The following is a 23,608-nucleotide window of genomic DNA, read 5'->3' as shown; positions in this document are numbered from 1 at the left end:
CACCCCCTCACCTGAAGCGCGCAGTTACCTGTGCCATGATCGTGCGCGGCAGCGCGACGAGCCCGACGATATCAGACGGGATGCCATTCGGCGTGCCGGTTCCGCTACCGCTGTTCGGCTGTTCCTGCACGCCTGAGATATAGAACCTGTTGGTCAGATTCTTCCCGATGACCGAGAATTCGAGCCGATCGTCGGCTGTCTTGAGCCCGATCGTCCCGTCGAGAACGGCGTAGGAACTCTGGCGCGAAAGCGGATGGCCGAAGCTGGAGCCGAGATAGCTGCTCGAATAGCGCATATTCGCAGACGTCATGAAGACGAGGCTGTCGCTGACGTCGCTTTCGTAGTTGAAACCAAGACTGCCCGTCCACTCGGGCGCCAGCGCCGTCGGCACTCCGCTCAGATCCTGACCGGGGCCACCCTGGAACGTCTCCGTGCAACCCGCTGTCGTCGACTGTCCCCCGTAGCAAGGGGCGAGGTAGTCCTTGTAACGCGCCTTGTTGTAGGCCAGCACCGCCCGCGCACTGAAACCCGGTATCGCGCGCGGCGCGAACTCGGTTTCGACTTCCACGCCCTTGGTCGTCGCGGAGCCGGCGTTCGTGGTGATGAACTGGAAGGTGATCGAGTTGAAATAGTCGATCTGCAGGTTCGTGTACTTGTATGTATATGCCGCGACGTTGAGGCGAAGTTGGCGATCCAGCAGCGTCGTCTTGATGCCACCCTCGAACCCCTTGGCCTTTTCGGGATTGAACGCGATGTCGGCCGGCGTCGTCAGCGCAGTGACCAGCGCGCTGTTCGAGAATCCTCCAGATTTATAGGCAGTCTTGTAAGCGCCATAGACGGTCACCTCATCGCTTGGTTGCCAGGTGATCGTTGCTTCGGGTGACCAGTTGTTGAAGGTCTGGTCCCCCAGGATGTAGGTCGAAGGATCGTTCGGATCGTATTGAATGAAGAGTCCCTGCAGCGCGGCGTTCACGTATTCCTGATAGAGAATGCTGTCCTTCGTTTCGTGGGTGTACCGGACGCCGCCGGCGATTTCGACAGTCGGCACGACCTTCCAGCTTAGCTGCCCAAACGCGGAAATGGTCTCCCCGTCCGTTCGCGAATAGCGTTGCGTCGAATCGAACCTGCGCTCCAGTGGCTGCGACGAATCCTCCAGCGGAGCAAAGGCGCCCTGCTGGCGGAAATTGCGGCGAGTCTTCTGGTAGTAGCCGCCCACCATTGCGTTGACGGGTCCGTCGAAGCTGGTCTGGACACGGGTTTCGTTGGAGAAGGCCCAGAACGAGGTGTTCTCGGTCGCGGCGATGAACGTCGCTTCGGCCGGCACGTTCTGGCCCAAGGCCCAGCGGTTGCGGTTCCAGTTGTAGTTTGTCACCGACGTGATCAGGTAATTATCGGCGTCGTAATTGAGGGAACCCGTCACCGCCCACGAACGATAGGCATTGAAGGGTTGGCCATCGTCGCGTGATTCGCGCGTCGCGCCGCCAAGCCCTTCCGGCGCGTTGACCATGTAGACGTTGAATTTCTTCTCGCACGGGATGTTCGGATTTGGTTGTGGAGCGCCGAGGGCGCAACGGAAGGGCACCATGTTCCATGAGTTGCTCTCATCGTCCGACTTGAGCCAGCTTGCCTTGAGATTGGCAGTCAGGCGCGAGGTCGGCTCCCACTGCAAGGTGCCGCGGATCAGCTTCTCGTTGGTTCCGGGCTGATCGCCCTGGCTCGGCAGCTGCACGCGGGGATTGAGATTGCCCGTCGCAATGTCGAATGTCGCGGTTGTCAGCGGATCGACCTGCTTGTTCTTGAAATAGCCACCGAACATGTTGGAAACGCGAACCGCGAGGCGCGCCGAAAGGTTCGGGGCGATCGGTCCGGAAACGTATGCCGACCCGACAAGATTCTCCGATCGGAATTCGTAGCCCACTTGCCCCATCGCTTCGAAGGTGTCGGTGGGATTGGCGGTTGTTACCGACACCACGCCCGCAGTCGCGTTCTTGCCGAAGAAAAGAGCCTGCGGCCCTTTCAGAAGCTCGACGCGATCGAGATCGAAAAACGCCTCGTTGATCACGCGGGCCTGACCGTAATAGACACCGTCGACGATCACTGCGGTCGATTGCTCGAGGCCGATGGAGGTGGCCTGTGAACCGATGCCGCGCAAAGTGATCTGCGCCCCCGAACCGTTCGAGGCCCGGCCGATGTTGAACTGTGGCGAAAAGGCCGCAACCTTTTCGAGCGATGTGAGATCGTAGCGCTGGACCGTTTCCTGCGAAATCGCGGTCACAAGAACCGGCACGTCCTGAACCGATTCCACCCTCTTGCGGGCCGTGACGATGATCTCCTCGAGACCGCTGGACTGGGACTGCGCCGGCACAACGCCATCTGTCACGTCTTGCGCACTTGCGGGGAAGGCGGTCATCACCGCGATGATCGCGGCTGTCGAGACGGAACCGACGGCGAGTTGTCGCCGATTGAAGTTCTTCTGAAGCATCATCCCTCTCCTCATTTATGCCCCGACGCCAATCCCGGATTTCCGGCGAGGCGCCTTGTTTCATTCGGGATCATGGGCGTGAGGGCCGTCGGTCCGCTGGAAGCCTTGCCGTCGCCGGCTGGCTCGCACGGCCCCGCCGACGAGGCGCGAACCGAGCCAACCTGCTCGGAAAGGTTCGACACGACGGACTGAGACGGGTTGAACGCCCGATCAGACATCAATCTCCCAAAGCAGCCGCGTCGCCGAACCATCGATTGGCCATTCAGATGACGCGTTGCCCCTTGTTTTCATGCCCCGGAATATCTTAGATTCAACAGATGCACAATAAAAACTTTTTCGATTCGCGAAATCCGATGGCCTCTTTGGAGAGCGCGCCAAAGCTGCTGAGCCACGAGTCGAGCCTGGGACAAGCGATCGCCTGATGGCCCTAGGCTGCGGCATACCAGCCATGCATCTGCACTTGCGCGCAATACCCGTTGCCACCCTGCCCAACCCTCATTGCACAGAGCAGGGTCTTCCAAGAAGGCGCGGTACAGCCGGTGTCTGATCGCCACTCACGACTCCGCGATTGCACCAGCGACCGATCGGCGAATTGGACGATCGGGGACGCAGGCGAAATTCGCAGGAAGGCTGCGGCGCTTCGCGATTTCGCATTCGAGATTGGCGGGTTCCGGGTCGCAGCATGTGCCAATATAGCGTCAAAGATCCCGATGCAGGATGCCGATGGCAATGTTCTGGCCAGCACTGTCTTCGGCTGGCCGACCAACAGGAACCAATGGTGGCTCAAGCCTCAGCTTGCGCTCGATTCCCCGCTGCCCATCGCATGTCGTTACGAGTCCGAACCCTTCTGGGCGAATATCCACGGGTTCCATTCGCGGACCCACAACCCAATGCTGGATACCATCGAGCTCAAAAACTTTGAAAAGCTCGTCCACGCTCCCGCCGTGATCTGCATCCCGATCCATCAGCCGTTCGGCCAGATCGGCGCGGTCAGCTTCTCGCGGCCCGAAAGCGAACAGCTCGACCTGTCAAAGGAATTTGAAATCCATGCCGACAGTCTGGAGCGTGTCAGCCGACGCTTCGTGACAAGCTATTCGCGCCTGACCTGCCGCCGATCGCGGATTCCGCAGAACTGCCGGTTAACCGACCGCGAAGTGGTGTGCCTGCGCTGGGCGGCAATCGGCAAGACCGATGCCGAAATTGCGCAGATCATTCACCGTAGCTGCGCGACGGTTCGGTTCCACATTCAGAACGCACGCGGCAAGCTCGATGCGGTCAACAGAAGCCAGACGATCTTCAAGGCGGCCCAACTGGGCTTCCTGGGCAGTGCTGCTGTGACCAATGCCTAGGCCTGTCAGCTCTCGAGCATCGGCGGTGCCCGCGGTGACTGCAACGTGGGCCACATCGGGACGGCCGCGCCGGTGCGTTTCGATCTCCCCATCGCCCGGCTTCGCGCCGACGCACATGACCGGCGCCGCTAATTACTATAAGAAGTTGGAGTGGCTCGCGTCCGCAGACGGGGCGCAAAATGCCAATGCCATTAAAGAAAAATCGGACTCGGCTAGACCGAAGGAGAGGCATTGATGGCTGAAAGCGATCTTGAGATCGGGGTCGTCCGGCAACGTTGTCCCGGCGTGTCCTGGAACGACCTGATGAACGCCGATACCAACCCTGTTCCCGACTTTCTGATCGAGAATGCCTCGACGGACCTTGGCTCCGAGCCGATCGAGGCTGAGCGTTACACCTCACCTCTATTCTTCGCGCGAGAAGTCGAAAAAATGTGGCCCGCTGTCTGGCAATTCGCGGCGCGGGAAGAAGAGATGCCCGAACCGGGCGATCATGTCGTTTACGAAAATGTGGGCCGATCCTTTCTCCTGGTTCGGCAGGAGGATGGCACGATCCGGGCGTTCCACAATGTCTGTCTTCATAGAGGCCGTGTCCTTAAGGACGAAAGCGGCTGGTCTGCGGAACTGCAGTGCCCGTTCCATGGCTTCACCTGGAACAACGACGGGTCGCTCAAGTCGATACCGTGCAGCTGGGACTTCTCGCACCTCCACCGCGACGAGATGCGGTTGCCCGAGATCAGCGTCGGCCGATGGGGCGGGTACATTTTCATCCGCGAAGCCGATGAAGGCCCTTCGCTCGAAGAATACCTCGCGCCGCTGCCAGCCCATTTCGAGGGTTGGAATCACGCCGAGTGCTACACTGCGCTTTGGGTCGCGAAAGTCGTTCCCGCCAACTGGAAAGTGACGGCCGAGGCATTCATGGAAGCGTGGCACAGCCTGGTCACGCATCCGCAGCTCCTCCCTTTCACCGGCGACGCCAACTCGGCCTACAACGTATGGGGCGATCACGTTAACGCGAACCTCGTTCCTTTTGCCGTCCTGTCGCCACACCTCGATCCGGAAGGTCGCACCCAGCAATGGATCGTTGACGAATTCGTCAAATATAGCGGTCGTTCGGCGGACAATTACGATCCCGACAAGGACGACTTCAACGTGCAGGTTCCAGATGGAATGTCCGCAAGACAGGCGATGGGCGAAAGCCTGCGCGCGGCGGCAGGTGCTCAGTCCGGCCGCGACCTCAGTGCCGCTGCCGACGCCGAGCTTTGCGATGCTCTCGTCTACAATGTCTTTCCGAATTTCTCGCCATGGGGCGGTTACATGCCGAACATCGTCTATCGCTGGCGTCCCTGGCCCGATCAGGATCGAACACTGATGGAAGTGCGCATCCTGATGCGTTCGCATCGCGACGATCCGATGCCACGCTCGGTCCCGATGACCATTATCCCCGATGACCAGCCGTGGGCGTCCGAAGCGGCCCTGGGTGCCCTTGGCGGGGTCTTCGATCAGGACATGGAGAACCTGCCGCAAATCCAGAAGGGCCTGAAGGCTTCGAAGACCGGCAAGGTCCAGCTTGCCAATTACCAGGAGATCCGGATCCGTCACTTCCACCAGACCCTCGACAAGTATCTCGCCCGCTAGAGGCCCGCGACTTCGCGCCTCCGGCTCCAGCACCGACGCAACAGGGATGCCCTCGCCATGATCGAAACAGATAGTCGCGAACGACAAGCGGCACCGTCCGGCTCAGAAGAATCCGGGAGCATGAGCCACGAAGAGCGACGGCGGAGCGTTGCCCGCGATCATCAGCGTCGATCGATCGAACTGCTCAAGGACAAGGAAACCGATCGTTCGGTAGGCCCGGTCACCAATTCCTCCGAAGTCTACACCGATCCGCGATGGGCCGCTGCGGAACGGCGGCAGGTCTTCATGAAGTTGCCGCTGCTTGCCGCGATGAGCGCCGACATGCCCAACCCCGGTGACAAGGTGCTGTTCGAAGCCGCCGGCCCGCCGATCCTGATCGTCCGCGCAAAGGACGGGACCGTGAACGCCTTCCTCAACATGTGCACCCACCGCGCGGCAAAGCTGGTCACCGAATGTACGAGCGCCATGCGGATGAGCTGCCGCTTCCACGCATGGACGTTCGATCTCGACGGCAACCTGATCGGGCTTCCCGGCAAGGCCGGCTTCGTCGGGATCGACAAGGCCGATCGCGGGTTGATCCGGGTTCCGGTGGCCGAATGGCACGGCATGATCTTCGTCAGGTGCGAGCCCGGCGAAGAGCCGATCGATATCGAGGGCTTCCTGGGCGATTTCGCGCCCGAACTCATCCAGCTTGAATTCGAGACGATGCGGCGGATCAAGGAGACGACGCTGCCGATCGAAGCGAACTGGAAGTACGCGCTAGACACGTATGGAGAAGCCTACCACTTCACGGCGCTCCACCCCACGTCCATTGGCGGATCCCACTTCACCGATGTCATGTGCTACGACGATTTCGATCCGCATCACCGGATCGCCTATCCCTACCTTCACGTCGCAGAATATGCCGACAAGCCCGCCGGGGAATGGCCGGAGGAGGACTACAACGCCGTCCACCTGCTGTTCCCGAACGTCATTCTCAATATCTGGCAGATTCCCGAAGGCCACGCCTATTCGATCTACCGCCTGTTCCCGGGCGACAGCGTCGACCGTGCCTTCGCCCTGACCACCACGTATCGACCCGCTCACGCCCAATCCGAGGTGGACGACGGTCCGTGGATCGCGCTTCACGACTACATCGAGCAGATCGTGCTCAACGAGGATTACAGCGTCTCCCGCGATGGACAGGTGAACCTGCAACACGCGCCCGAGGGCTTTCGCGTGCTGTACGGCAGTAACGAGATCGCGCTCCAGAATTACCACAAGCGGATGGAAAGACTGGTCCGCCGAGACGACGAAGTCGCGGGAATGAACTCGATCGGAGTGGCTGCCGTATGACAAGTGTTCTCGACCGGCTCGATGCCGAATCCCAGATCAACAGGGTCATCGCGCTCTACTCCCATGCCCTCGACCGGCGCCGATGGGAGCTTCTCGACAAGGTATTCCACGACGACGCCAAGTACGGCTTCGGCGACATCGCGGGAAGCTGGCGCGATTTCCTCGCTGCCGCCAGGTCCATCGTCGACCCGCTCGGACCGACACAGCATCTGGTGTCCAACGTCATCATCGAGATCGAGGGTGATACTGCCCACGTCGAAAGCTGCCTGAACGGCTATCATGTCGTTCCCGCCGATTATCCCGCCGGCCTTAACACCAACGGCCTGTTCTACGATCGACCGGGCGAGCGTTACGTCGCCATCGTCGGGGGCCGTTACGTCGATCGCTTCGAACGGCGGCACGGCGAATGGCGCATCGCGCAGCGGGCCGGGCTATATGATTGGATCCAGGTGCTGGACTACACCGACGGCGGCCTGTCGCTCAGCCCCGACGCCGCCCTGGGGAAATGGGGCCCAGCCGACCCGTCGTCGGTAGTGGTGCAGCGCCTGATGGACACGCTCTAGCCGTGGCCGGGACCGTGAGCGACATCGAGATCGTCGATGCCCAGATCCACTTTGGGCCGGGCGGCATAAGCGAGATCATCGCGGCCATGGATGCCCTGGGGATCGCGGCCGTGCTGGCCGACGAGTTCTGGGGTCTCGACACCTGGGGGCCGGGCTACATGCTGACCAACGGCGCCTATCGGGTAACGTCGCCAACGGCGGAACTGGCCGGGTGGCTCCACCCCGATCGGTTCGCCTATGTCCTGCGGATTGACCGAAACGACCCGGAATTCGCCAGCCTGATCCGCATGGTGAAGACCGCCCCCCACGCCCGCGCCATGCGCATCCTCCCGGGCTTGACCGCGACCGAACTGGACGCCTTTGCAGACGGTGCCTACGACCCGATGTTTGCCATCGCGCAGCAGGAGCGCCTGCCTTGCTTCGTCTACATTCCGGGTCGCGCCGATCTCATACCGCGCTATCTCGAGAAATTCCCCGACCTGACCTTTGTCGTCGACCACTGCGGAATGCCGATAGAAGCCGGCATCGGCTTTCTCGACGCGGATCGACCCGAGGGCCGCGACAACCATCCCGGCCCGGACGTCTCCTATTTCACACAAGTCCTGAAGCTGGCCGAATGGCCGAACGTCATCCTCAAATGGAGCCACGCGCAGGGCATGTTCGGAACGCCGGAGTATCCCTTTGCACCCCTCTGGCCGCAATTGCGCAGAGCCGTCGAGGCCTTCGGCGCATACCGCATTATGTGGGCCAGCGACCACGGCGGCAACCAGACGGGGGAAAGCTGGGCCGAACTGCTGTTCTGCCTGCGCGATTGCCCCGACTTCACGGTGGAGGAGAAGTCGTGGTTGCTGGGCAAGACCCTGCGGACCGTGCTTGGCTGGCATGCCGCGATGGAGCAGGAATGATGCTGCTCGTGGCTGGACGTATCGCCGTCGACCCGGTCTTCGCGCGCGAGCTCCTGTCCGATCTCAACGCCGGGGTTCTGCCCTCCAGGAACGAGGTGGGCTGCCTGTTTTACGCGTTCGCCATTGAGGACGAGGCAGCCGGGCATATCCTGACCCAGCAGATCTGGCGCGACGAGGCAGCCTTGGCCGATCACCTCTGCCAGCCCCATATCGCGAGGCTCGTGGCGAAATGGAATGACCGCTACCGGGTAGAGACGAAGCTCTACGACCTGACCCATCCGCGCGCCGTGGGTGTTTGGAGCGATCCGGCCCTTGAAGAAAAGATCCGCGACAGTCGCCGCTGACCCCCTTTCATCTGAGCCGGTATGCCGCACCGTCACGATCGATGTGACCCGCCGTCGGGGCGGGCCAATGCGTCCCGATCAGCAGCGTCTGTCCACCCGCTATCTCTGCAAACACTCGTTCGCGGGTGAGGGTCGACTGATCGGGATCGAAGTCCGAGGTGATGGACCAGTCTGGATGGGCGAGCTGGCACGGATGGTGAATGAAATCGCCGGTGATGATGGCCCTTTCGCCATCGGACGACACCTCGACGCTTACGTGCCCGGCGGTGTGGCCTGGCGTCGAAAGCAAGCGAACGGTGTCGCAAATCCGGTGATCGGATGCGACGAAATCGACAAGCCCAGCCTCGATGACGGGCGCGATCGAATCGCCAAGAACGGCCCGGTCGAGATCGCGCATGACGTCTCCGCCCGATGTTTCGACGATGGCACGCTCGAACGCGGCGAACTCCGCCTTTCCGATCAGATATCGCGCATTCGGAAAGGTCGGCACCCATTCCTCGCCGACACGCATTGTGTTCCACCCGACGTGGTCGAGATGCAGGTGAGTGCACAGGACTACATCAATCGTCTCCGGCGGAAATCCGGCTTGAAGCAGATCATGCAGAAAGGCGTATTGCTGCATATGCCAAATCGCAAAAGCCGGTCGGTCCTTTTCATTCCCGACGCAGGTGTCGACCAATATGCGGCGCCCCTCAGTCTCTATAACGAGAGCGTGTATCGAGAATTTGAGCTTTCCTTCGGCAGTGACGAATTCGGGTCCCAGCCAAGCGATCTGCCCAACGGCCTCAGGCGTTGCGAAAGGCATGAAGTCTTCCAGCCCGCCATCGAAGGTTGATTCGACGATACAGGTTATCGTCGCACACCCGACATGCCAGGAAAGGTTTCGACCTGGAGCTTTGGATTCGTGGATCACGGCTAAGTCCGATCAATTTCGACCAGCCCACTATGCTCCGCTCAGAATCTTATGAAACCTCCGAGATTCGAGAGTGAAGCGGACAATTGCCATCGAGAAGATTCTTTCGCACGCCGTAAACGCCGCATGAGCGCGACCGAAGGATCCGGGTTTCGCTCGTCGGATTCGGGCAGAATTACCCTAGGCCCCGTCATCTTTGACCTGGCACTCGCTGGACAGATAACCGCCTCGCTGCCAGCTTTCTTGAACCTCATCGCCTCTTGATCGCAGAAGTGGGCCTCAAGGGGAACGCAGGAACGGCAATTCATCGAAAAGGGACAAGCGATGTTCAAGGCAGTTTGCTTGCTTAAACGCCGGCCTGGAATGTCTTTCGAGGAATTCGTGGACTATTATGAAAACCATCATGCCAAGCTCGCAGCCAAGTGGGTACCCACGCAACGCCAGTATCATCGGCGCTATATCCAGCCATTGATCAATCCAATAACCGGCGAGGCGGCAGAGCTCGAATATGATGTGATCACCGAAATGTGGTTCGACGATGAAGCGGCATTCCGGAAGGCAATGGCCGTGTTGTCTTCGCCAGAAGCACAGGCCGAAATAGTGGCCGATGAGGAAAAGCTGTTCGATCGAAGCAAGATCTGTTTCGGGACGCTCGACGAACATGTGACCGAGTTTCCCCGTCAACGCTGAGGTCGTCGCGCGCTCGCGACCGCGACTGACTTGGCGGTCCTGTCCGGCCGAGCCTGCATGGCATCGGCTTGCGGACGGCGCATGGGGATGATTTCCGCCTGCGGTGCGTGGGTGCGGAAAGTCAGCCCCGTGATCCTGCTCGCCACGCTGGGCCGACCCGGCCAGCGCCAGAGGCAAACACGCTGGTGTGCGCTCGCTCCGCTTGCGCAATCCGCTTCGGCGTTTCGCCGTAGCGCCATCAAACCGAGGCAAGATCCTACGAACAATTGACGGATTTCATTACCCATAACAAATTTTTCTTGAGCGCATGTTCAATTTAGATAAGTTCAGACTTCGGCCTGATTATCATCCTTGGAAGGGGTCTCGGACGGACGAGGCTAAGGGTCGAGACGACAAATCGCTTTGCGCAGGTAAAGCCAAACGGGCTGCCGCTACGGTTCGTCGAAGCTAGGGAGAAGGAAAATGCGACAGGAGAGATACTCGCGCACTTCGGAGGGCCCCAGGGCGGTTGCCGGAACGGCATCGCTGGCCGCACTCGGCTTCGCGCTGTTTCCACTCGAGGTGCGGGCGCAGGATGCCGAGCCGTCGACCGAAGCTTCGTCCAGAGGCAACACCATCATCGTCACCGCCCGGAAACGCGAAGAGAGCCTCCTCGACGTTCCGGAATCGGTCGTCGCGATCGGAGCCGAAGAGATCCAGCGGCAGAACATCAAGGGCCTGAACCAAATCGGTCAGAACGTGCCCAACCTCAATCTCTCGATGCGGACCGACGGGTTTCCCAATGTGTCGATCCGCGGGGTCGGTGCATTTGGCTTGACGCAGGGGGTCGGTTTTTATCTCGACGATGTCCAGCTCTTCGGCGACGCGTCCTCACGGTTCGGCGATTTAGCCCGGATCGAGGTGCTGAAGGGGCCTCAGGGCGTCTTGTACGGTGGCAGCAATATCGGCGGCGCCGTGAAATACGTAAGCGAGCGACCCGATCCCGATCGCGTCTCGGGACGGGTCAAGCTCATGGCCGGTGAGCAGAACATCTTCGACGGGGAAGCGGCGATCAACCTTCCGCTCAGTTCGAGCTGGGCCATGAGGGTGTTCGGTTTCGGCCGTACCGACGATGGCTTCCTCTACAATCCCAATTCGCCATCCCCCGTATTCGGGGTGACTTACGACCAGCCCCGCGACGTTGGCGCTTACGAGGAATTCGGGGGCCGTGTGGCGATCGCCGGCGATCTGACAGACAGCTTCTCCCTCCACGCCGCGATGCGCTACAATGAGTATGACGGTCCAGCCAACAATTGGTCGCGTGAACTTGGCGGCGAGGGCAATTTCACCTACCCCAAGACACTCGACGTCAACCACAACCCCAAGAACGTGCGCAAGACGTTCGGCGCGAATCTCGAACTGGAACTGGACCTGGGCGGCGTCGTCGTCACTTCGATCAGTTCCTATACCGATTCGAAGAGCGATCGCGTCACCGATGTGGACCTGACTCAGCTCTGGGCTTTCAACACCATCCAGCCGCAGACCTTCGAGGTGGTGACTCAGGAATTGCGCTTCACGTCTACCGGAGATGGACCGCTGCAATGGATTGCCGGCCTCTACGCCCGGGACCTCAAGGAAACAATGAACTCGACTCTCGAGTTCGGTTGGATCTTCATCGAGGCAGACGATCCCTTCGCTTTCGTAACCGTGCCTTTCGTTACAAGCGAGGAGAACAAGAAGAACGCTGCGGCCTTCGGCAATGTCACTTACGAGCTTGGAAATATCGAATTTGGTGCAGGACTGCGTGTCGATCGCTGGCGCTCCCAGGAATGCGCGCTGGACGTCGGACATTGCGCTTCCAAGTCCGAAACGGAGGTCCTGCCGCGCCTTTCGCTGACTTATGACCTGAACGGAGGCGCGATCGTCTACGCCACCTACTCCAAGGGTCTCGAGCCTGGCGGATGGAATGGCATAGCCGACGGCGCCCCCCTCATCTTTGGGCCTGACGGCGAGTCCACCCTGGTCGGATACGAACCGGAAAGGTCGGCCCAATACGAAATCGGCGTGAAAAGCGAGATACTGGGCGGGATGGGCGCAGTGACGGCGGCCGCATTCTACACGACTTACAAGAACCGGCAGTTCGAGTTCATCGTGCCCAATCCGGGCGGCGATGGCCTGATCGAAGGTATCACGAACGTCGGTGATTCCACACAATGGGGTTTCGAATTGAGCGCGTCGGTTAGGCCGGCGGACTATCTGACGCTGTCTGGCGCATTCGGGCTCGTCGAGGCGGAGTGGGACGACGGTACAGTGCTCATCGACGGTCTCGACTTGAGTGGAAAAACGCCGCCGAACGTCATCGGCACCAGTGCGAATTTCAATGCAAATCTGGAAGTACCATTGTCTGACGAGACGGACTTCATTGCAGATCTGCAGGTGAGCTACAAAGGAAAGATGAAGGGTGGCAAACCCTGGAACAACGTAGAAAATCCCAGCTATACCATGGTCGACATCCAGACCGGCGTGGCCCGCGGTCCTTGGGAATTGCTGCTCAACGTGCAAAACGTGTTCGACGAAGAATATTATACAGATCTTGAGCCTTTTCCCAATTTCGGGATCGACGGCCTGACCGGGACGGGGCCCGAAACGTTCATCATCGGCACACTGGGCCATCCGCGCGTTGTGACGGCGAGCATGAGCTACAAGTTCTGACATCACTTCCGGCAGAAGCAATTGGGCGCCGGAGCGATCCGGCGCCCTTCCCGTTCTGTGCTGTCGCGATCAGGCCACGTTTGGCGAAGGATTGGTTCCGATCATCAAGGCCGCGGAACCCGGTCCGCCATCCATGTCGAGAGCCAATCGTGAAAGTGGCGGATCCTGTTCTCGTCGTCGCTCAGGACGGCAGTGTCGAAACCGGCGGAGTTCATCCCGGCCTGCATGTAGGGCAGGTAGAAGATATCCTGATCAACCGTTTCGGTCATGCTAACCGAACCACTGGTGACATCGGCCTGCATGAAGACTTCGCGCTCTGGGCGACGACCGGACTGCATTGCCTTCGCCGCCTCCGGATCTCCGATCAGAACCAGGGAGGTGTCGTCACCGCTTTGCCGGATCGGCATTGCCAGCGTGATCTTGTCGAAGAAGCACTTCTGGGGATCCGTGGGATGAGGCCTTGGCCGCATGATCCAGACCTCTTCCGGCTTGACCGTCATGATCACGTTCGGAAAAAGATTGTACTGCCAGATGTCCGACACCTGGTCGTCGGTCAGCGCGGAATAATCGAAACCGACGCGCCTTCCCAGTTCGCGCTTGCGCGCTTGCGCGGCGCGCCGGATATCGTTCACGCGACCATGAAAATCCCGCGGATCGAGGCCCAGTGCCTCTAATGCCCCTGAGAGGATCGGCGGCGGCTCGTCCGGCACGGGATAGCGCGGATTGACGACGTAACCGTCAACTCGAAAGACCGTATGGCCGTAGGGAAACAGGTCGACGCGTGCATCGCGGCAATTGACGAAGCTGGCGTGTTGGGAATGGATGAAGTCGACGTGATAGACCTCGGCAAAGTTGTCGATCACGGTTTTCCAGTTCGCGTCGAGTTCGCAGGTCTGCTCGCGCACGACGTGCATTTCCTCAAGCCGATAAGGGGTCAGCTCCCCGACCAGCGAACCGAGAAAATCATCCAGCGGCAGGGGATTGACGGCAAGATTAATCCAGACCAACCCGTTTCTTGCGCCTACGTTGACGGGCTTCAGCGATCTCGCTGCACAATCGACGCCCTTGGAAAACCGTTCGCGATCAGGCACGTGCAGAAGCGAACCATCCAGTGCGTAGCTCCACCCGTGATAGGGGCAGGTGTGCCGCCGCGCGACCGAACCGGACGTCTCGATGTGCAGTCTGTTCCCGCGGTGCTGGCACACATTGTAGACCGCGCTTAAACCGCCCTCCTCGGTTCTGGTGATCAGGATCGATTCCTGCGCGATGTCGAACGTTATGAAATCGCCCGGTTCCTCGAGATCGCGCTCAATTCCTGCGATCAGCCACGCCTTTGTCCATACCGTGTCGAACTCCTTCTGCATGGTGGCTCTGCCGGAGTAGTGTTCGCGATTAAGCGTCGCACGATGGGCTGGTTGCGGCGACACGTCGCTACCGAAAGCGACGAATCTGTTTTCCTGCCACATATGCCTCCGCTCCTTCCGGCAATGCCTTTTGTGACATTTTCCATAAGGCCATTGCTTCGCGGACAGCAATAAAAATAATTACACGTGATGAAATTTTCCGTCCGCAAGGATGCGGCGATTTCAACGCATCTGGGTTGCTGTTATGGGCAAGGCAAGCGAGCCCGCAAAACCAATCGATGAGCACTGCCCATGGACCGAATGAGGTCGAACCGGACACAGTCGCGCCGACGCGCCAGAGGAAAAAACTATCGGAAAAGCGCCGACACCGAAGCCATGATCATGGAGGCTGCGGTGTCATGCTTGCACGAACAAGGCTTCCACAAGTTGACGTTGCAAAACGTCGCCCAGCGCGCCGACATGACGCGCAGCGCAATTCAATATTACGCAGACACCACGCGGAGCCTGCTTCTGCTTCTGCAGGAATATCTCGTTGACAAGATATGGGGCGAAGAACTGCGTAAATCTCTCGCTCTCCCGTCCGGACCCACAAGCCACGGTGATGCGATCGACATCATCCACGATCACATCGATTCCCGTTATTTCGTTGCCTGGAATGAACTCCTCATCGCTGCGCGCACCGACGATTCCCTGAAACCGATTGTCGATCGGGGAAACACGTTGCGCGAGGAAATCCATTTGCGGCTGGCCGACATCTTCCATTCCGGCGCGGACGCCGAACGGCTTCGCCTTTACTCGGCGTTGGACGATCTTTTTGTCCTTGTCCTTCACGGAGCCACTTTTGTCACCTTTGCAGATGATACCGCAGAGCGAGTGGCCAATGCGAAAAAGGTGCTGCGTGACTTATATGTCCTGGTTCGCGAAGGGGATGTCCGGCCAGCGGGACAGGCCGATTGACTAGACGTCAATGACCGCACGATGACTGACAAGCCGTGAACGGCTTTTCAGATGCCCTTTCGACTTTTCCAACGCCAGCCCCCTTCGGCCTGCTGAAACTGACAGTCCTTCGCTTGGAGCAGGGCTAAGTTAACATTCTAAAAGGATACTAGCGATTCTTGGCGAGGGCACCGACACAGAGGCTTTCTGATGTCACGGGGGAGTTCAATCGTACCGGCGCGGGTGCGGCTCAAACTGCCATGTCACCAAGGGAGACATAAAGGCGGCTAATCCGCGACGTCTGAACTTGCCAACGACCATTCAGCCGTCGGTAAGTCTCGTGATAGTGTCCACAGCCGTGGAGGGTGAGAATCTGTCCATCCGCGTCCCAAATCTGATCTTCCATGGCGATCACGCCCCGCGCCTCGTCATCCGAGAGGATTTCGATCTCGTGGCAATGACCGTGATGCACGGTTCGAGAATGTCCGACGGCATCTTTTATGAAGTCAGCAATCCGGTCGCCGCCCTCATAAATCCAATCGTTGCTTTCCGCAGCGCGACCACTCTCACCGTGGCCATCCACGTTGAAGGACATCCTCGCATCAAACACAGCATCGTCGGCAAAAATGCTGCGAATCCCGATCCAGTCCTTGGTATCGAGGTATCGGAAGTAGCGGCTCTTGAGTTGCTTGATTTCCTCGATCGCGAGCAGGCGTTCGACAGCATCCATGGATTCTCTCTCTAATGGCTCGATGGCAAACTATATTGCGCGCGCTCGTTTTCGAACCCTCAGAAATGCGAGCGCCGTATGCTAGCTGTTTCTGCATCCCCGCTGTCTCACAAGGGCCATTTCTGTCCGACCCTAGGCGCAAGACTCACTGATTAGAGCCAGAAGAGCAGGGTGGCGGCCAGTGCGAGTGCTGAAAGGTAAATGGTTGGGCAGCGGTCATTTCGCGTTGCCACGCGGCAGTCATTCATACGATCTCGATCGGCCGCGTGATCCGCCAGGCGCCTTGGCAAGTCGTGATCTTCTCGCTCGACATGTCCTTGCTCGTCTACAGCATGAGCAACGCTAGGCTCGCCACCGCAATAGCGGGACTGCTCAAACGCTCGGCAAACGACGGTGTGTGTGTGGGGGGTACCTTCGGAACAGGCATCATGTCGGCCGTGCTTTCCTCCGCGATGAACAACATGCCCACGGTCCTATTCGGCGCATTATCGATCGAAACCACCGGCGCCACCGGACCCGTTCGCGCAGCCATGATCTACGCCAACGTCATCGGCTGCGATCTCGGGCCCAAGATCACCCCGATCGGTTCGCTTGCAACGCCGCTGTGTCTGCATGTGCTGGGCCAGAAGGGCGTTAAGATCGGCTGGGGTTATTACTTCTACGTCGACATCGCCCTGACCAATCCGATCCTGCTGGCGACCTTGGCCGCGCTCGCCCTTCGCCTGACCCTGGTCTGATCCTCGGAGCTCAATCATGTCCCGCCTACGCCGACTCCCCGATCCCGACACCTTCCCTGCCTTGGACCCGGCATTTGTTCTTAACCACCCCAGCTGTCGGCCTAGGCGATGATCGATTGCCTCCTCGTATTTTTCTTCTTTACGGCTCGTTGCGCGAGCGCTCCTACTCAAGGCTTGCGGTGGAAGAAGCTGCCCGATTGCTCCAACTGTTCGGCGCAGAGACGCGCATCTTCGATCCGTCCGATCTGCCGCTGCCCGATCAGTTCGGCGGCGACGATCATTCTGCCGTCCACGAATTGCGCGAGCATGCGTTCTGGTCCGAGGGCATGGTCTGGTGCAGCCCGGAACGGCACGGCCAGATTACCGGCATCATGAAGACACAGATCGATCACCTGCTGCTTAGCATCGGAGGCTTGCGACCGACGCAGGGGCGGACGCTGGCCGTAATGCAAGTATCTGCCGGGTCGCAATCCTTCAACAGCGTCAACACGCTGCGCCTCCTCGGCCGCTGGATGCGAATGTTCACCATCCCCAACCAATCCAGCGTGCCCACGGCATACGAGGAGTTCGACGATGCGGGCCGCATGAAGCCCTCCCCGCTCTACGACCGGATCGTAGACGTCATGGAGGAACTGGTGCGGTTCACGGTGCTGCTGCGCCCGCACTCCGAGCAACTTGTCGACCGATATTCCGAGCGCAAAGAGGCGGGTCGCATAATCGATCCGACGAAGGATGTGTCGGCGATCGCACTATCCTCATCGTGATGACCGCTTTCGGGCCTTCGCCGCGTGGGGCCCGAATGACCGAGATTGAGGCGCTAGCTGCTCTACGTTTTGGAGCTGTAAACGGTCTCCACCTGCCGCGCTGCGAGAATTCCTATCTGCCGGTCCGACGGCGAGAGTGAAAAATGCAGCGGTCTAAAATTTCAAGGTCAGGTCCTGCGCTTCGTGTCCATCCACTCCGCGATCGACAATTCCTTCAGTCCCAAGCGCCATCTGAAAAATCTGGTTATTCGCCCGCGATTTCGTGCGGCTTGGGCAGGTCGCCGGACTGTGCCGAGATCAGGCTCGAAGCCAAGCCCCTGTCGGAAGTCCAAGGGCACAAGGACTTGGTTCGATCGTTAAGACGTAATAGCAAAACGGGTCGATGGAATGAACGAAGCAACGCTGAATGTCCTCCAATATTACGGTGCTGGCGCTTCGTTGATCGCTGCCTTCGTCGTTTCGCTCAATCTCGGCGAACGGATAACCGGGTGGGCTTTCGTGCTCTTCGTAACCAGTTCGATCGCACTGATCGGGTGGGGTTTCCTGAACGACGAAGGGCAAGGCATCGGCTGGCAAAACCTGGGCTTGCTCTTAGTCAACCTGATCGGTGTGTGGCGACATCTCATCCATCCTCGCGGCAGAATATCGGAGAAGGATCGCTAGGCGGCGCAACCGCGTGGCCGCGATCACGCCATTTCGTAGTCGATCGGTTTGAACGATCCGCCATTACTGGCATAAGCCGAACATGCCGTCAGGCCGATGACAAGGTCCATTTCTGCTCGGAGCACGATGCTGTCGCCGGGCCTCGAAACCGGCGGATCGACGCTCAGGCGGCCAGTGGCATCGGCTGGCACGTTCATGAAACAATTGAATGCCACGTGCATCGGGTTGAGCCGAATGCCCCAAGGTATGAGCGCGTTGCGCAGGTTGCCGAAACAGCCGTGATGGACCGGCTTATCGGGGTAGAAATGGCGAAAGGTCTCTTTCGAGCACGGTGTCAGCAGGAAGTCGTGAACGCCGACGGTGTCACGTTCAATGACCAACATCGCGTTCGATTGGCCCGACCAGAGGCGATTGCCGGTGGTCAATCGCGTCGTCTCCTCGTAATCGAACGTGCGCCCGTTCGACAGCATTTCGGAAGGGTCGTGGAGAGCAAAAGCTATCAGGTCGGCAACCTGGGTGCCTTCCGCATCGATGACCGTAAGCGCCTGACCCTTCAGCAATTCGAACGCTACGCCAGAGCGTGGCTCAATCCTGTGTCTCCGCGTCATGACTTGGACCTGGGATCGACATAGGGGCATTCCCAATGATCACCGACCATACGACCGGAGTATTGCCGGGCTTCGCTCATATCGCCATGCCGGGCCAGCATCGGGTTGGTCGATCCGGCGAGCATTTCGTCTCGCTCCAATATCTTCGACCTTATCGTTTCGTAGCGGTTCTCCGCGCGCAGCTGCTCGAATTGATCGTGAAGATTGAATACGAGAACAGGTGCCCGGAAGCGCCGGGCCGGGCGGCTCGCATTTGGATGCAAGCCCACGACGAAAAAGGCTTCCCCACCAAAACTCAGGGAAAAATGGGGATCCGCGGGATCTGCACTCACCCGATCGTCGTGCGGCTGCTCAAGCCAGGCGTCCTTGTCGGCCAACGATTGAAGGCGCGCCCACATCGCCGCTTCGAAAGACAGCTCGTCCAGATCGGCTGGCCCTTCGAAGACGAATGCGATTGACCGAAACAATCCCGGGCCTGCCGCATAATCGAAGGCCCACTCGAGAAGTTCGCGATGTATGCGCAAATCGTCCCACGCGCTGTCGATAGCGACGCACGAAACGATCTTCAACGTGCCACGAGCCAGCGCGCTCTTCGCCCCGACACAGGGGAAAGAATTGTCGGCGATGAATTCGCGAAACCTCTGATTGAGGCTTCGGGAAAGTTCGGGGTTTGCCAGCATCTTTCTTCTCGATTGTTATCGGGTGGACTATGTCGCGAACCGTTCGGGAGACGGACCGTTCCGAAATTAACGCCATGATGTGCGGATAAATCCCGAGTTAACACAGGTTAGGTCGCTACTGCCCCCGTGGGCAGCGTGCATCTCAAAGGCCCCCATGAATTCGCTTCGTCGGCTTTTTCGCGCGGCTGGCGGTATTCGCAGCCGAAATTTCCGCCAAGGCCGTGCAGCTCAGGTAATAATCCGGTATCTACGATGCAACGAATGATCGGCGCGAGCTTGGGGATTTGGGGTCTTCTCCGGGTCAATCGTTGCTCGATCGGGCGGAGGGATCGCAACATGCACAACTATCAACTCAAGATCGCAGGCCGGCACGAGAGTGACGGTGTGGTAGTCGAATTTGAAAGCCAGGATACCGCGGGCGCCCTGAACCGTCTTTCGACTTTCAAGTCGGTCAAGCGCGCTCAGTTGTGGGAGGATGGTCACTTCATCTGCACGATCGCAAAAGATGGTGGTGGGCCGGGCGTGTGGTCAGTCGACCCGGAACGCTGATCACCACAGATACCCGCGACGTGCGGCCACGTTGACGATCAGATCACGCGTGAGGACACGATCGGCTCCAGATTGAGCCGCCCTGTTGTTAAGTGCAAAAAACGTCCTGTCGGCTGCGTATCGGGGCATCCCGATTAGGGTCCGGATCTGCAATTGCAGGACGCTGTCGGTGTAGACCCCTTGAGGGTTTCATGGATCTGTCGGCACTAGCCGGGCTAGAGCTCGGTCGTGTTGTATTGGGCCTCACAGAGGCGAACGTTGCATTAACTCGATGCGGGCTTTTCGGCCCATCTGATTACGTTCGCAGATCGTTCGTCCCTGCGTTCCCTCTCGGGACACCACCCTCGGATCAGCTTTGACGCTTCACCGCTGGCAAGCAGGTTCTATCCTCCCTCATGCTTGGAACACAGTGCCATCGCGCAGCATGGGATGCATGATAACCGCAAGGCGACGGGCGAGCGCGACAGGGGCTTTCTTCAGGCCGCGACGCTTGGCGATCTTCATGGCCTAGGTCTTCAGCAAGAACGTTTCCCTGCTCCGGGTAAGGATTGAGTTGGCGGCTTCGTAAAGTAGCTTGCGCACCGTGCCGTCACCTTGCCTGGTGATCCGGTCCGTCCAGTCGAGTTCGCCTGACTGGTGGCGCCCAGGTACGAGGCCGAAGGAGGCGCCGGCATTGCGGAACGGCGACGCGGGCTTTCCGGGACGTGGCATGTCCCCGACCTACCCTCTGCAGTTCACGGTGCGATCCCTCTGACAACACCGTCAGCCCATGTAGCCGCCGCCGTTCACCTGGAGCACTTCGCCTGTCGTCCAACTGGAGCGTTCCGTGGCGAGGAAATGGACCGCTTCGGCCACCTCGGCGGGCGAGCCGAGCCGCTGCATCGGGATGCCCTTGGTCACGGTGTCGGTCACACCCTCGCTGTCGGCCGACATCATTCGCGTCGTTTCCTCGGTCAGCATCGGACCGGGCGAGACGCAGTTGACCCGCACCCGTGGCGCGAATTCGGCTGCGATGGACCGGCTGAAGGCCTCGACCGCCGCCTTGCTGGCGGTATAGAGCGCCATGCCGGGGATCGGCACGCGCGCCGCGATGGAGGTTACGTTGACAACCGACCCGCCGCCCCTAGCCACCATCGCGGGCACGAATTCGCGGCACAGCGCGACCATGCCGGTGAAGTTGCAGCCCATGACCTCATCGATCCGTTCCGGCGTCGTTTCGGCGAGCGGAATGGCGGGAAAGAGGCCCGCATTGTTGATGAGGATGCCGGCCCCGCCCAGCTCGTCCGCCGCCGCGCGCAACCGAGCAGGAAGCTGCGCCTCGGCCAGTTCCCCGGCGACGGTAACAACGCGCCCCGGACCGGCTGCGGACAGCGACGCGGCGATTTCGGCCAACGGACCCTCGCCACGCGCGGTGAGAACGAGGTTCGCGCCATCCGCCGCAAAGCGTTCGGCAATCGCCTGACCCAGTCCTCCCCGCGAACAGCCGGTGACGATGACCGTCTGACCGGTGAGGTCGATTTCCATGCCCGCTCTCTTTCGCCCGCCTGTCAGGCGGGGCTGATGCCGACGATCTCGGCATCGTATTCGACCAGATCGCCGGCGTTGTGGGCGACGTGCGCAACCACTCCGTCCGTTGGCGCGGTGATGTAGGTCGGCCGGTCGAGGACCATGACTTCGGCCACCCGGTCGCCGCTCCCGACGGCCGAACCGACAGGCACCAGCGAGCGAAACAGGCCGAGATGCGGCGCGCGCAGCATGGCGATGGGACCATCGACGTGTTCGCCCCGTGCCTCGGCGGTTCCCTCGTCGGGCAGCATCGGACTGACCGCGTCGGGGTCGCGGCTCATGAAATATTCGAACCCCGGTCCGGCGACATGGATTTCGCGCCAGGGCGACTGGCGAAAATCGCGCAGGAAGGCGCGGATCGACTGGTAGGCCTCGCTCATGCGGTGCGCTCCTCGGCATAGATCGCCAGCGCCACGGGCAAGACCGGGGAGGCGTAGAAATGGCGCACGCCTGCCGCGAGCGCGGTGCGAACGACTTCGGGATTGGCCAGCGCCTGACCGCGCACGGCCTCGGCCCCGGCGACGCGATCGCCCAGCGCTTCGGCATCGCTGGCCAGCAGCGCGTCGAGATCCAGCGCCGCTGAATTGCCCGGTGCTCCCGGTTCAAGCACCCGCGACAGCACCGTTTCGGGCAGCCAGTCGAGAATGCGGCCGAGATAGGCATCGTCCTTTTCGGATGGGACCACCGTTGGCAGTTCGCCCGCGAAGACAAGGCCCGCCTCGCCATCGATGGTGACGACTTCGCCGGCGCGGGCGACAAGACCGTCGCCGGTGCCGACGACGCAGGGGCGCCCCAGCGCGCGGCTGACGACCGCGGCGTGCGAGGTCGAGCCGCCCTGTTCCGTGACGATCCCGCGTGCGGCGATCATGCCGTGGACATCGTCGGGGCTGGTCGTCTTGCGCACCAGGATCACCGGCTTTCCTTCGGCGGCAAGCCTTTCGGCCTCGTCCGAATCGGCGACGAGCACGCCGGATGCGGCACCCGGGCATGCGCCCTCACCCTTGGCCAGATGCGGGGCATCGGCGCTGTCGGCGGCAAGGCGCGGCAGCAGCATCGCGCTCGCCTGTTCGGCGGTGACACGCGACAGCGCGGTCGGAATGTCGATGCGACCTTCCTCCACCATGTCGACGGCAAAGCGCATCGCCGCCTGCGGTGCGCGCTTCGCCGAACGGGATTGCAACAGGTAAAGCTCGCCGGTCTGGACGGTGAACTCGATGTCCTGGACGTCGCGGTTCTCGCTCTCCAGCCGCGCGGACGCCTCCAGCAGCCTGGCGTGCGCCGCCGGCGCCATTTCACGCATCGCGTCGAGCGGCAGCGGCGTGAACTTGCCCGAAACGACGTCCTCGCCCTGCGCGCGGGGAAGGTATTCCCCGTAAGGGGCGGTGTCGCCAGTCAGCGGATTGCGGCTGAACAGCACGCCGGTGCCGCTCCGCTCGTCGAGGTTGCCGAAGATCATCGACTGGATCGTGACCGCGGTGCCGAGATCGTCGGGAATGTTGTTGTGCTTGCGATAGCGCTTGGCGCGGCGGGTGTTCCAGCTGTCGAACACCGCGCGGATCGCACCGGAGAGCTGTTCGCGCACGGTCGCGGGCATCGGCGTTCCATATCCTGCCAGTTCCTCGCGCCAGGTCGCGGGCGCGTCCGCGGCATGCACCTCGATCGGCTGTTTCAGCACGATGGCTGAATAGAGTTCGACGAAGCGGCGATGCGTGTCGCGCGCGAAATCGGCCATGCCGGTTTCCGCCGCCAGCGCAGCTTCACCCTCGTCGTCGATGCCAAGGTTTAGCACGGTGTCCATCATGCCCGGCATCGAAATCGCCGCACCCGAACGGACCGAGACCAGCAGCCGCCGATCGCCATGCCCGAATGTGCGGCCCATCTCGGCCTCGAGCCAGGCCATAGCCCGGTCGACTTCCGCTTCCAGCCCGGCGGGCATGTCGCCGCCGTCCTGATAGGCCAGGCAGGCCTTCGTCGTGATGGCGAAGGCAGGCGGGACCGGCAGGCCCAGCGCCTTCATGTCGGCGATCGACTTCGCCTTGCCGCCCACCAGCTCGCGCGAGGGCACTCCTTCCCCGTCGAGAAGGACGATCCATTCGTAACTCAT

General features: G+C 60.5%; 21 protein-coding genes and 3 pseudogenes. 13 read left to right on the top strand and 11 right to left on the bottom strand.

Annotated elements, in window-relative coordinates; translation table 11 throughout:
• Positions 1–7: 7 nt before the first annotated feature.
• The gene (locus J2X37_RS07710) at positions 8–2,410 is read right to left on the bottom strand and encodes a TonB-dependent receptor domain-containing protein (protein ID WP_310020336.1); all 2,403 of its coding nucleotides are present in this window, start codon (positions 2,408–2,410) and stop codon (positions 8–10) included.
• A 782-nt stretch (positions 2,411–3,192) separates the two neighbouring features.
• On the opposite strand from J2X37_RS07710, the gene J2X37_RS07705 reads away from it, so the two are divergent.
• From J2X37_RS07705 to J2X37_RS07680, 6 genes are all read left to right on the top strand, one after another.
• Positions 3,193–3,831 (top strand): helix-turn-helix transcriptional regulator, encoded by a 639-nt coding sequence (locus J2X37_RS07705; protein ID WP_310019677.1) that lies wholly within the window; start codon positions 3,193–3,195, stop codon positions 3,829–3,831.
• Positions 3,832–4,134: 303 nt separating this feature from the next.
• Entirely contained in the window at positions 4,135–5,466 is a 1,332-nt protein-coding gene (locus tag J2X37_RS07700) for an aromatic ring-hydroxylating dioxygenase subunit alpha (RefSeq protein WP_310019675.1), read from the top strand.
• A 120-nt stretch (positions 5,467–5,586) separates the two neighbouring features.
• On the top strand, positions 5,587–6,801 hold the full coding sequence (locus tag J2X37_RS07695; RefSeq protein ID WP_310019673.1) for an aromatic ring-hydroxylating dioxygenase subunit alpha: 1,215 nt from the start codon (positions 5,587–5,589) through the stop codon (positions 6,799–6,801).
• On the top strand, positions 6,798–7,364 hold the full coding sequence (locus J2X37_RS07690; protein WP_310019670.1) for a nuclear transport factor 2 family protein: 567 nt from the start codon (positions 6,798–6,800) through the stop codon (positions 7,362–7,364). Before J2X37_RS07695 ends, J2X37_RS07690 begins: the two co-directional genes overlap by 4 nt.
• Before the next feature lie 2 nt (positions 7,365–7,366).
• Positions 7,367–8,269, top strand: coding sequence for an amidohydrolase family protein (locus J2X37_RS07685; RefSeq protein WP_310019668.1), 903 nt, complete (start codon positions 7,367–7,369; stop codon positions 8,267–8,269).
• Positions 8,266–8,613: an antibiotic biosynthesis monooxygenase gene (locus J2X37_RS07680; protein WP_310019666.1), complete on the top strand. Its 348-nt coding sequence runs from the start codon at positions 8,266–8,268 to the stop codon at positions 8,611–8,613. The genes J2X37_RS07685 and J2X37_RS07680 overlap by 4 nt, the downstream gene beginning before the upstream one ends.
• A 7-nt stretch (positions 8,614–8,620) precedes the next feature.
• Here J2X37_RS07680 and J2X37_RS07675 read toward each other — a convergent pair whose 3' ends face one another.
• A complete protein-coding gene (locus tag J2X37_RS07675; RefSeq protein WP_310019664.1) occupies positions 8,621–9,526 on the bottom strand; it encodes an MBL fold metallo-hydrolase in 906 nt (301 codons plus the stop codon).
• Between the two features lie 324 nt (positions 9,527–9,850).
• Here J2X37_RS07675 and J2X37_RS07670 point away from each other — a divergent pair, with 324 nt between their 5' ends.
• Complete coding sequence (locus tag J2X37_RS07670) at positions 9,851–10,216, top strand: EthD domain-containing protein (RefSeq protein ID WP_310019662.1); 366 nt, start codon at positions 9,851–9,853, stop codon at positions 10,214–10,216.
• Positions 10,217–10,678: 462 nt separating this feature from the next.
• Positions 10,679–12,907: a TonB-dependent receptor gene (locus tag J2X37_RS07665; protein WP_310019660.1), complete on the top strand. Its 2,229-nt coding sequence runs from the start codon at positions 10,679–10,681 to the stop codon at positions 12,905–12,907.
• 104 nt (positions 12,908–13,011) lie between these two features.
• Here the strand turns inward: J2X37_RS07665 and J2X37_RS07660 are convergent, their stop codons facing one another.
• Positions 13,012–14,373: an aromatic ring-hydroxylating dioxygenase subunit alpha gene (locus tag J2X37_RS07660; protein ID WP_310019657.1), complete on the bottom strand. Its 1,362-nt coding sequence runs from the start codon at positions 14,371–14,373 to the stop codon at positions 13,012–13,014.
• A gap of 189 nt (positions 14,374–14,562) precedes the next feature.
• On the opposite strand from J2X37_RS07660, the gene J2X37_RS07655 reads away from it, so the two are divergent.
• A complete protein-coding gene (locus tag J2X37_RS07655; RefSeq protein WP_310019655.1) occupies positions 14,563–15,228 on the top strand; it encodes a helix-turn-helix domain-containing protein in 666 nt (221 codons plus the stop codon).
• A gap of 229 nt (positions 15,229–15,457) precedes the next feature.
• Here J2X37_RS07655 and J2X37_RS07650 read toward each other — a convergent pair whose 3' ends face one another.
• Together J2X37_RS07650 and J2X37_RS16540 are read right to left on the bottom strand one after the other, a co-directional pair.
• Positions 15,458–15,937: a nuclear transport factor 2 family protein gene (locus J2X37_RS07650; protein ID WP_310019652.1), complete on the bottom strand. Its 480-nt coding sequence runs from the start codon at positions 15,935–15,937 to the stop codon at positions 15,458–15,460.
• A 152-nt stretch (positions 15,938–16,089) separates the two neighbouring features.
• Positions 16,090–16,173: pseudogene (locus J2X37_RS16540) on the bottom strand (IS5/IS1182 family transposase); the annotation flags it as partial.
• A gap of 9 nt (positions 16,174–16,182) precedes the next feature.
• Here J2X37_RS16540 and J2X37_RS07645 point away from each other — a divergent pair.
• From J2X37_RS07645 to J2X37_RS07635, 3 genes and pseudogenes are all read left to right on the top strand, one after another.
• Positions 16,183–16,674, top strand: a pseudogene (locus J2X37_RS07645) (ArsB/NhaD family transporter); the annotation flags it as partial.
• Positions 16,675–16,690: 16 nt separating this feature from the next.
• Positions 16,691–17,438, top strand: a pseudogene (gene arsH, locus J2X37_RS07640) (arsenical resistance protein ArsH).
• A gap of 387 nt (positions 17,439–17,825) precedes the next feature.
• Positions 17,826–18,101 (top strand): hypothetical protein, encoded by a 276-nt coding sequence (locus J2X37_RS07635; RefSeq protein WP_310019650.1) that lies wholly within the window; start codon positions 17,826–17,828, stop codon positions 18,099–18,101.
• 23 nt (positions 18,102–18,124) lie between these two features.
• On the opposite strand, the gene J2X37_RS07630 is transcribed toward J2X37_RS07635, so the two are convergent.
• Complete coding sequence (locus J2X37_RS07630; RefSeq protein ID WP_310019648.1) at positions 18,125–18,709, bottom strand: urea carboxylase-associated family protein; 585 nt, start codon at positions 18,707–18,709, stop codon at positions 18,125–18,127.
• Positions 18,706–19,389, bottom strand: a complete 684-nt coding sequence (gene gntA / locus J2X37_RS07625) for a guanitoxin biosynthesis heme-dependent pre-guanitoxin N-hydroxylase GntA (RefSeq protein ID WP_310019646.1) — start codon at positions 19,387–19,389, stop codon at positions 18,706–18,708. The genes J2X37_RS07630 and gntA overlap by 4 nt, the downstream gene beginning before the upstream one ends.
• Positions 19,390–19,725: 336 nt before the next feature.
• Here gntA and J2X37_RS07620 point away from each other — a divergent pair, with 336 nt between their 5' ends.
• Positions 19,726–19,938, top strand: coding sequence for a hypothetical protein (locus tag J2X37_RS07620; protein WP_310019644.1), 213 nt, complete (start codon positions 19,726–19,728; stop codon positions 19,936–19,938).
• A gap of 507 nt (positions 19,939–20,445) precedes the next feature.
• On the opposite strand, the gene J2X37_RS16535 is transcribed toward J2X37_RS07620, so the two are convergent.
• The 4 genes from J2X37_RS16535 to J2X37_RS07600 are packed head-to-tail and all read right to left on the bottom strand — an operon-like array spanning position 20,446 to position 23,608.
• Positions 20,446–20,649 carry a transposase gene (locus J2X37_RS16535; RefSeq protein WP_404979603.1) on the bottom strand — a complete coding sequence of 68 codons (204 nt, stop codon included), beginning with the start codon at positions 20,647–20,649 and terminating at the stop codon, positions 20,446–20,448.
• Positions 20,650–20,700: 51 nt separating this feature from the next.
• Positions 20,701–21,462 (bottom strand): SDR family oxidoreductase, encoded by a 762-nt coding sequence (locus J2X37_RS07610; RefSeq protein ID WP_310019642.1) that lies wholly within the window; start codon positions 21,460–21,462, stop codon positions 20,701–20,703.
• Between the two features lie 23 nt (positions 21,463–21,485).
• Positions 21,486–21,884, bottom strand: coding sequence for a biotin/lipoyl-containing protein (locus J2X37_RS07605; RefSeq protein WP_310019640.1), 399 nt, complete (start codon positions 21,882–21,884; stop codon positions 21,486–21,488).
• Complete coding sequence (locus J2X37_RS07600; protein ID WP_310019638.1) at positions 21,881–23,608, bottom strand: pyruvate, phosphate dikinase; 1,728 nt, start codon at positions 23,606–23,608, stop codon at positions 21,881–21,883. The genes J2X37_RS07605 and J2X37_RS07600 overlap by 4 nt, the downstream gene beginning before the upstream one ends.

Origin of the sequence: Croceicoccus sp. BE223 (genome assembly GCF_031457155.1) — a bacterium.
In the GTDB taxonomy this organism is placed as follows: Bacteria; Pseudomonadota; Alphaproteobacteria; order Sphingomonadales; family Sphingomonadaceae; genus Croceicoccus.
Note: the sequence above shows the minus strand (reverse complement) of the source record. Positions and strands in the feature narration are given on the sequence as shown.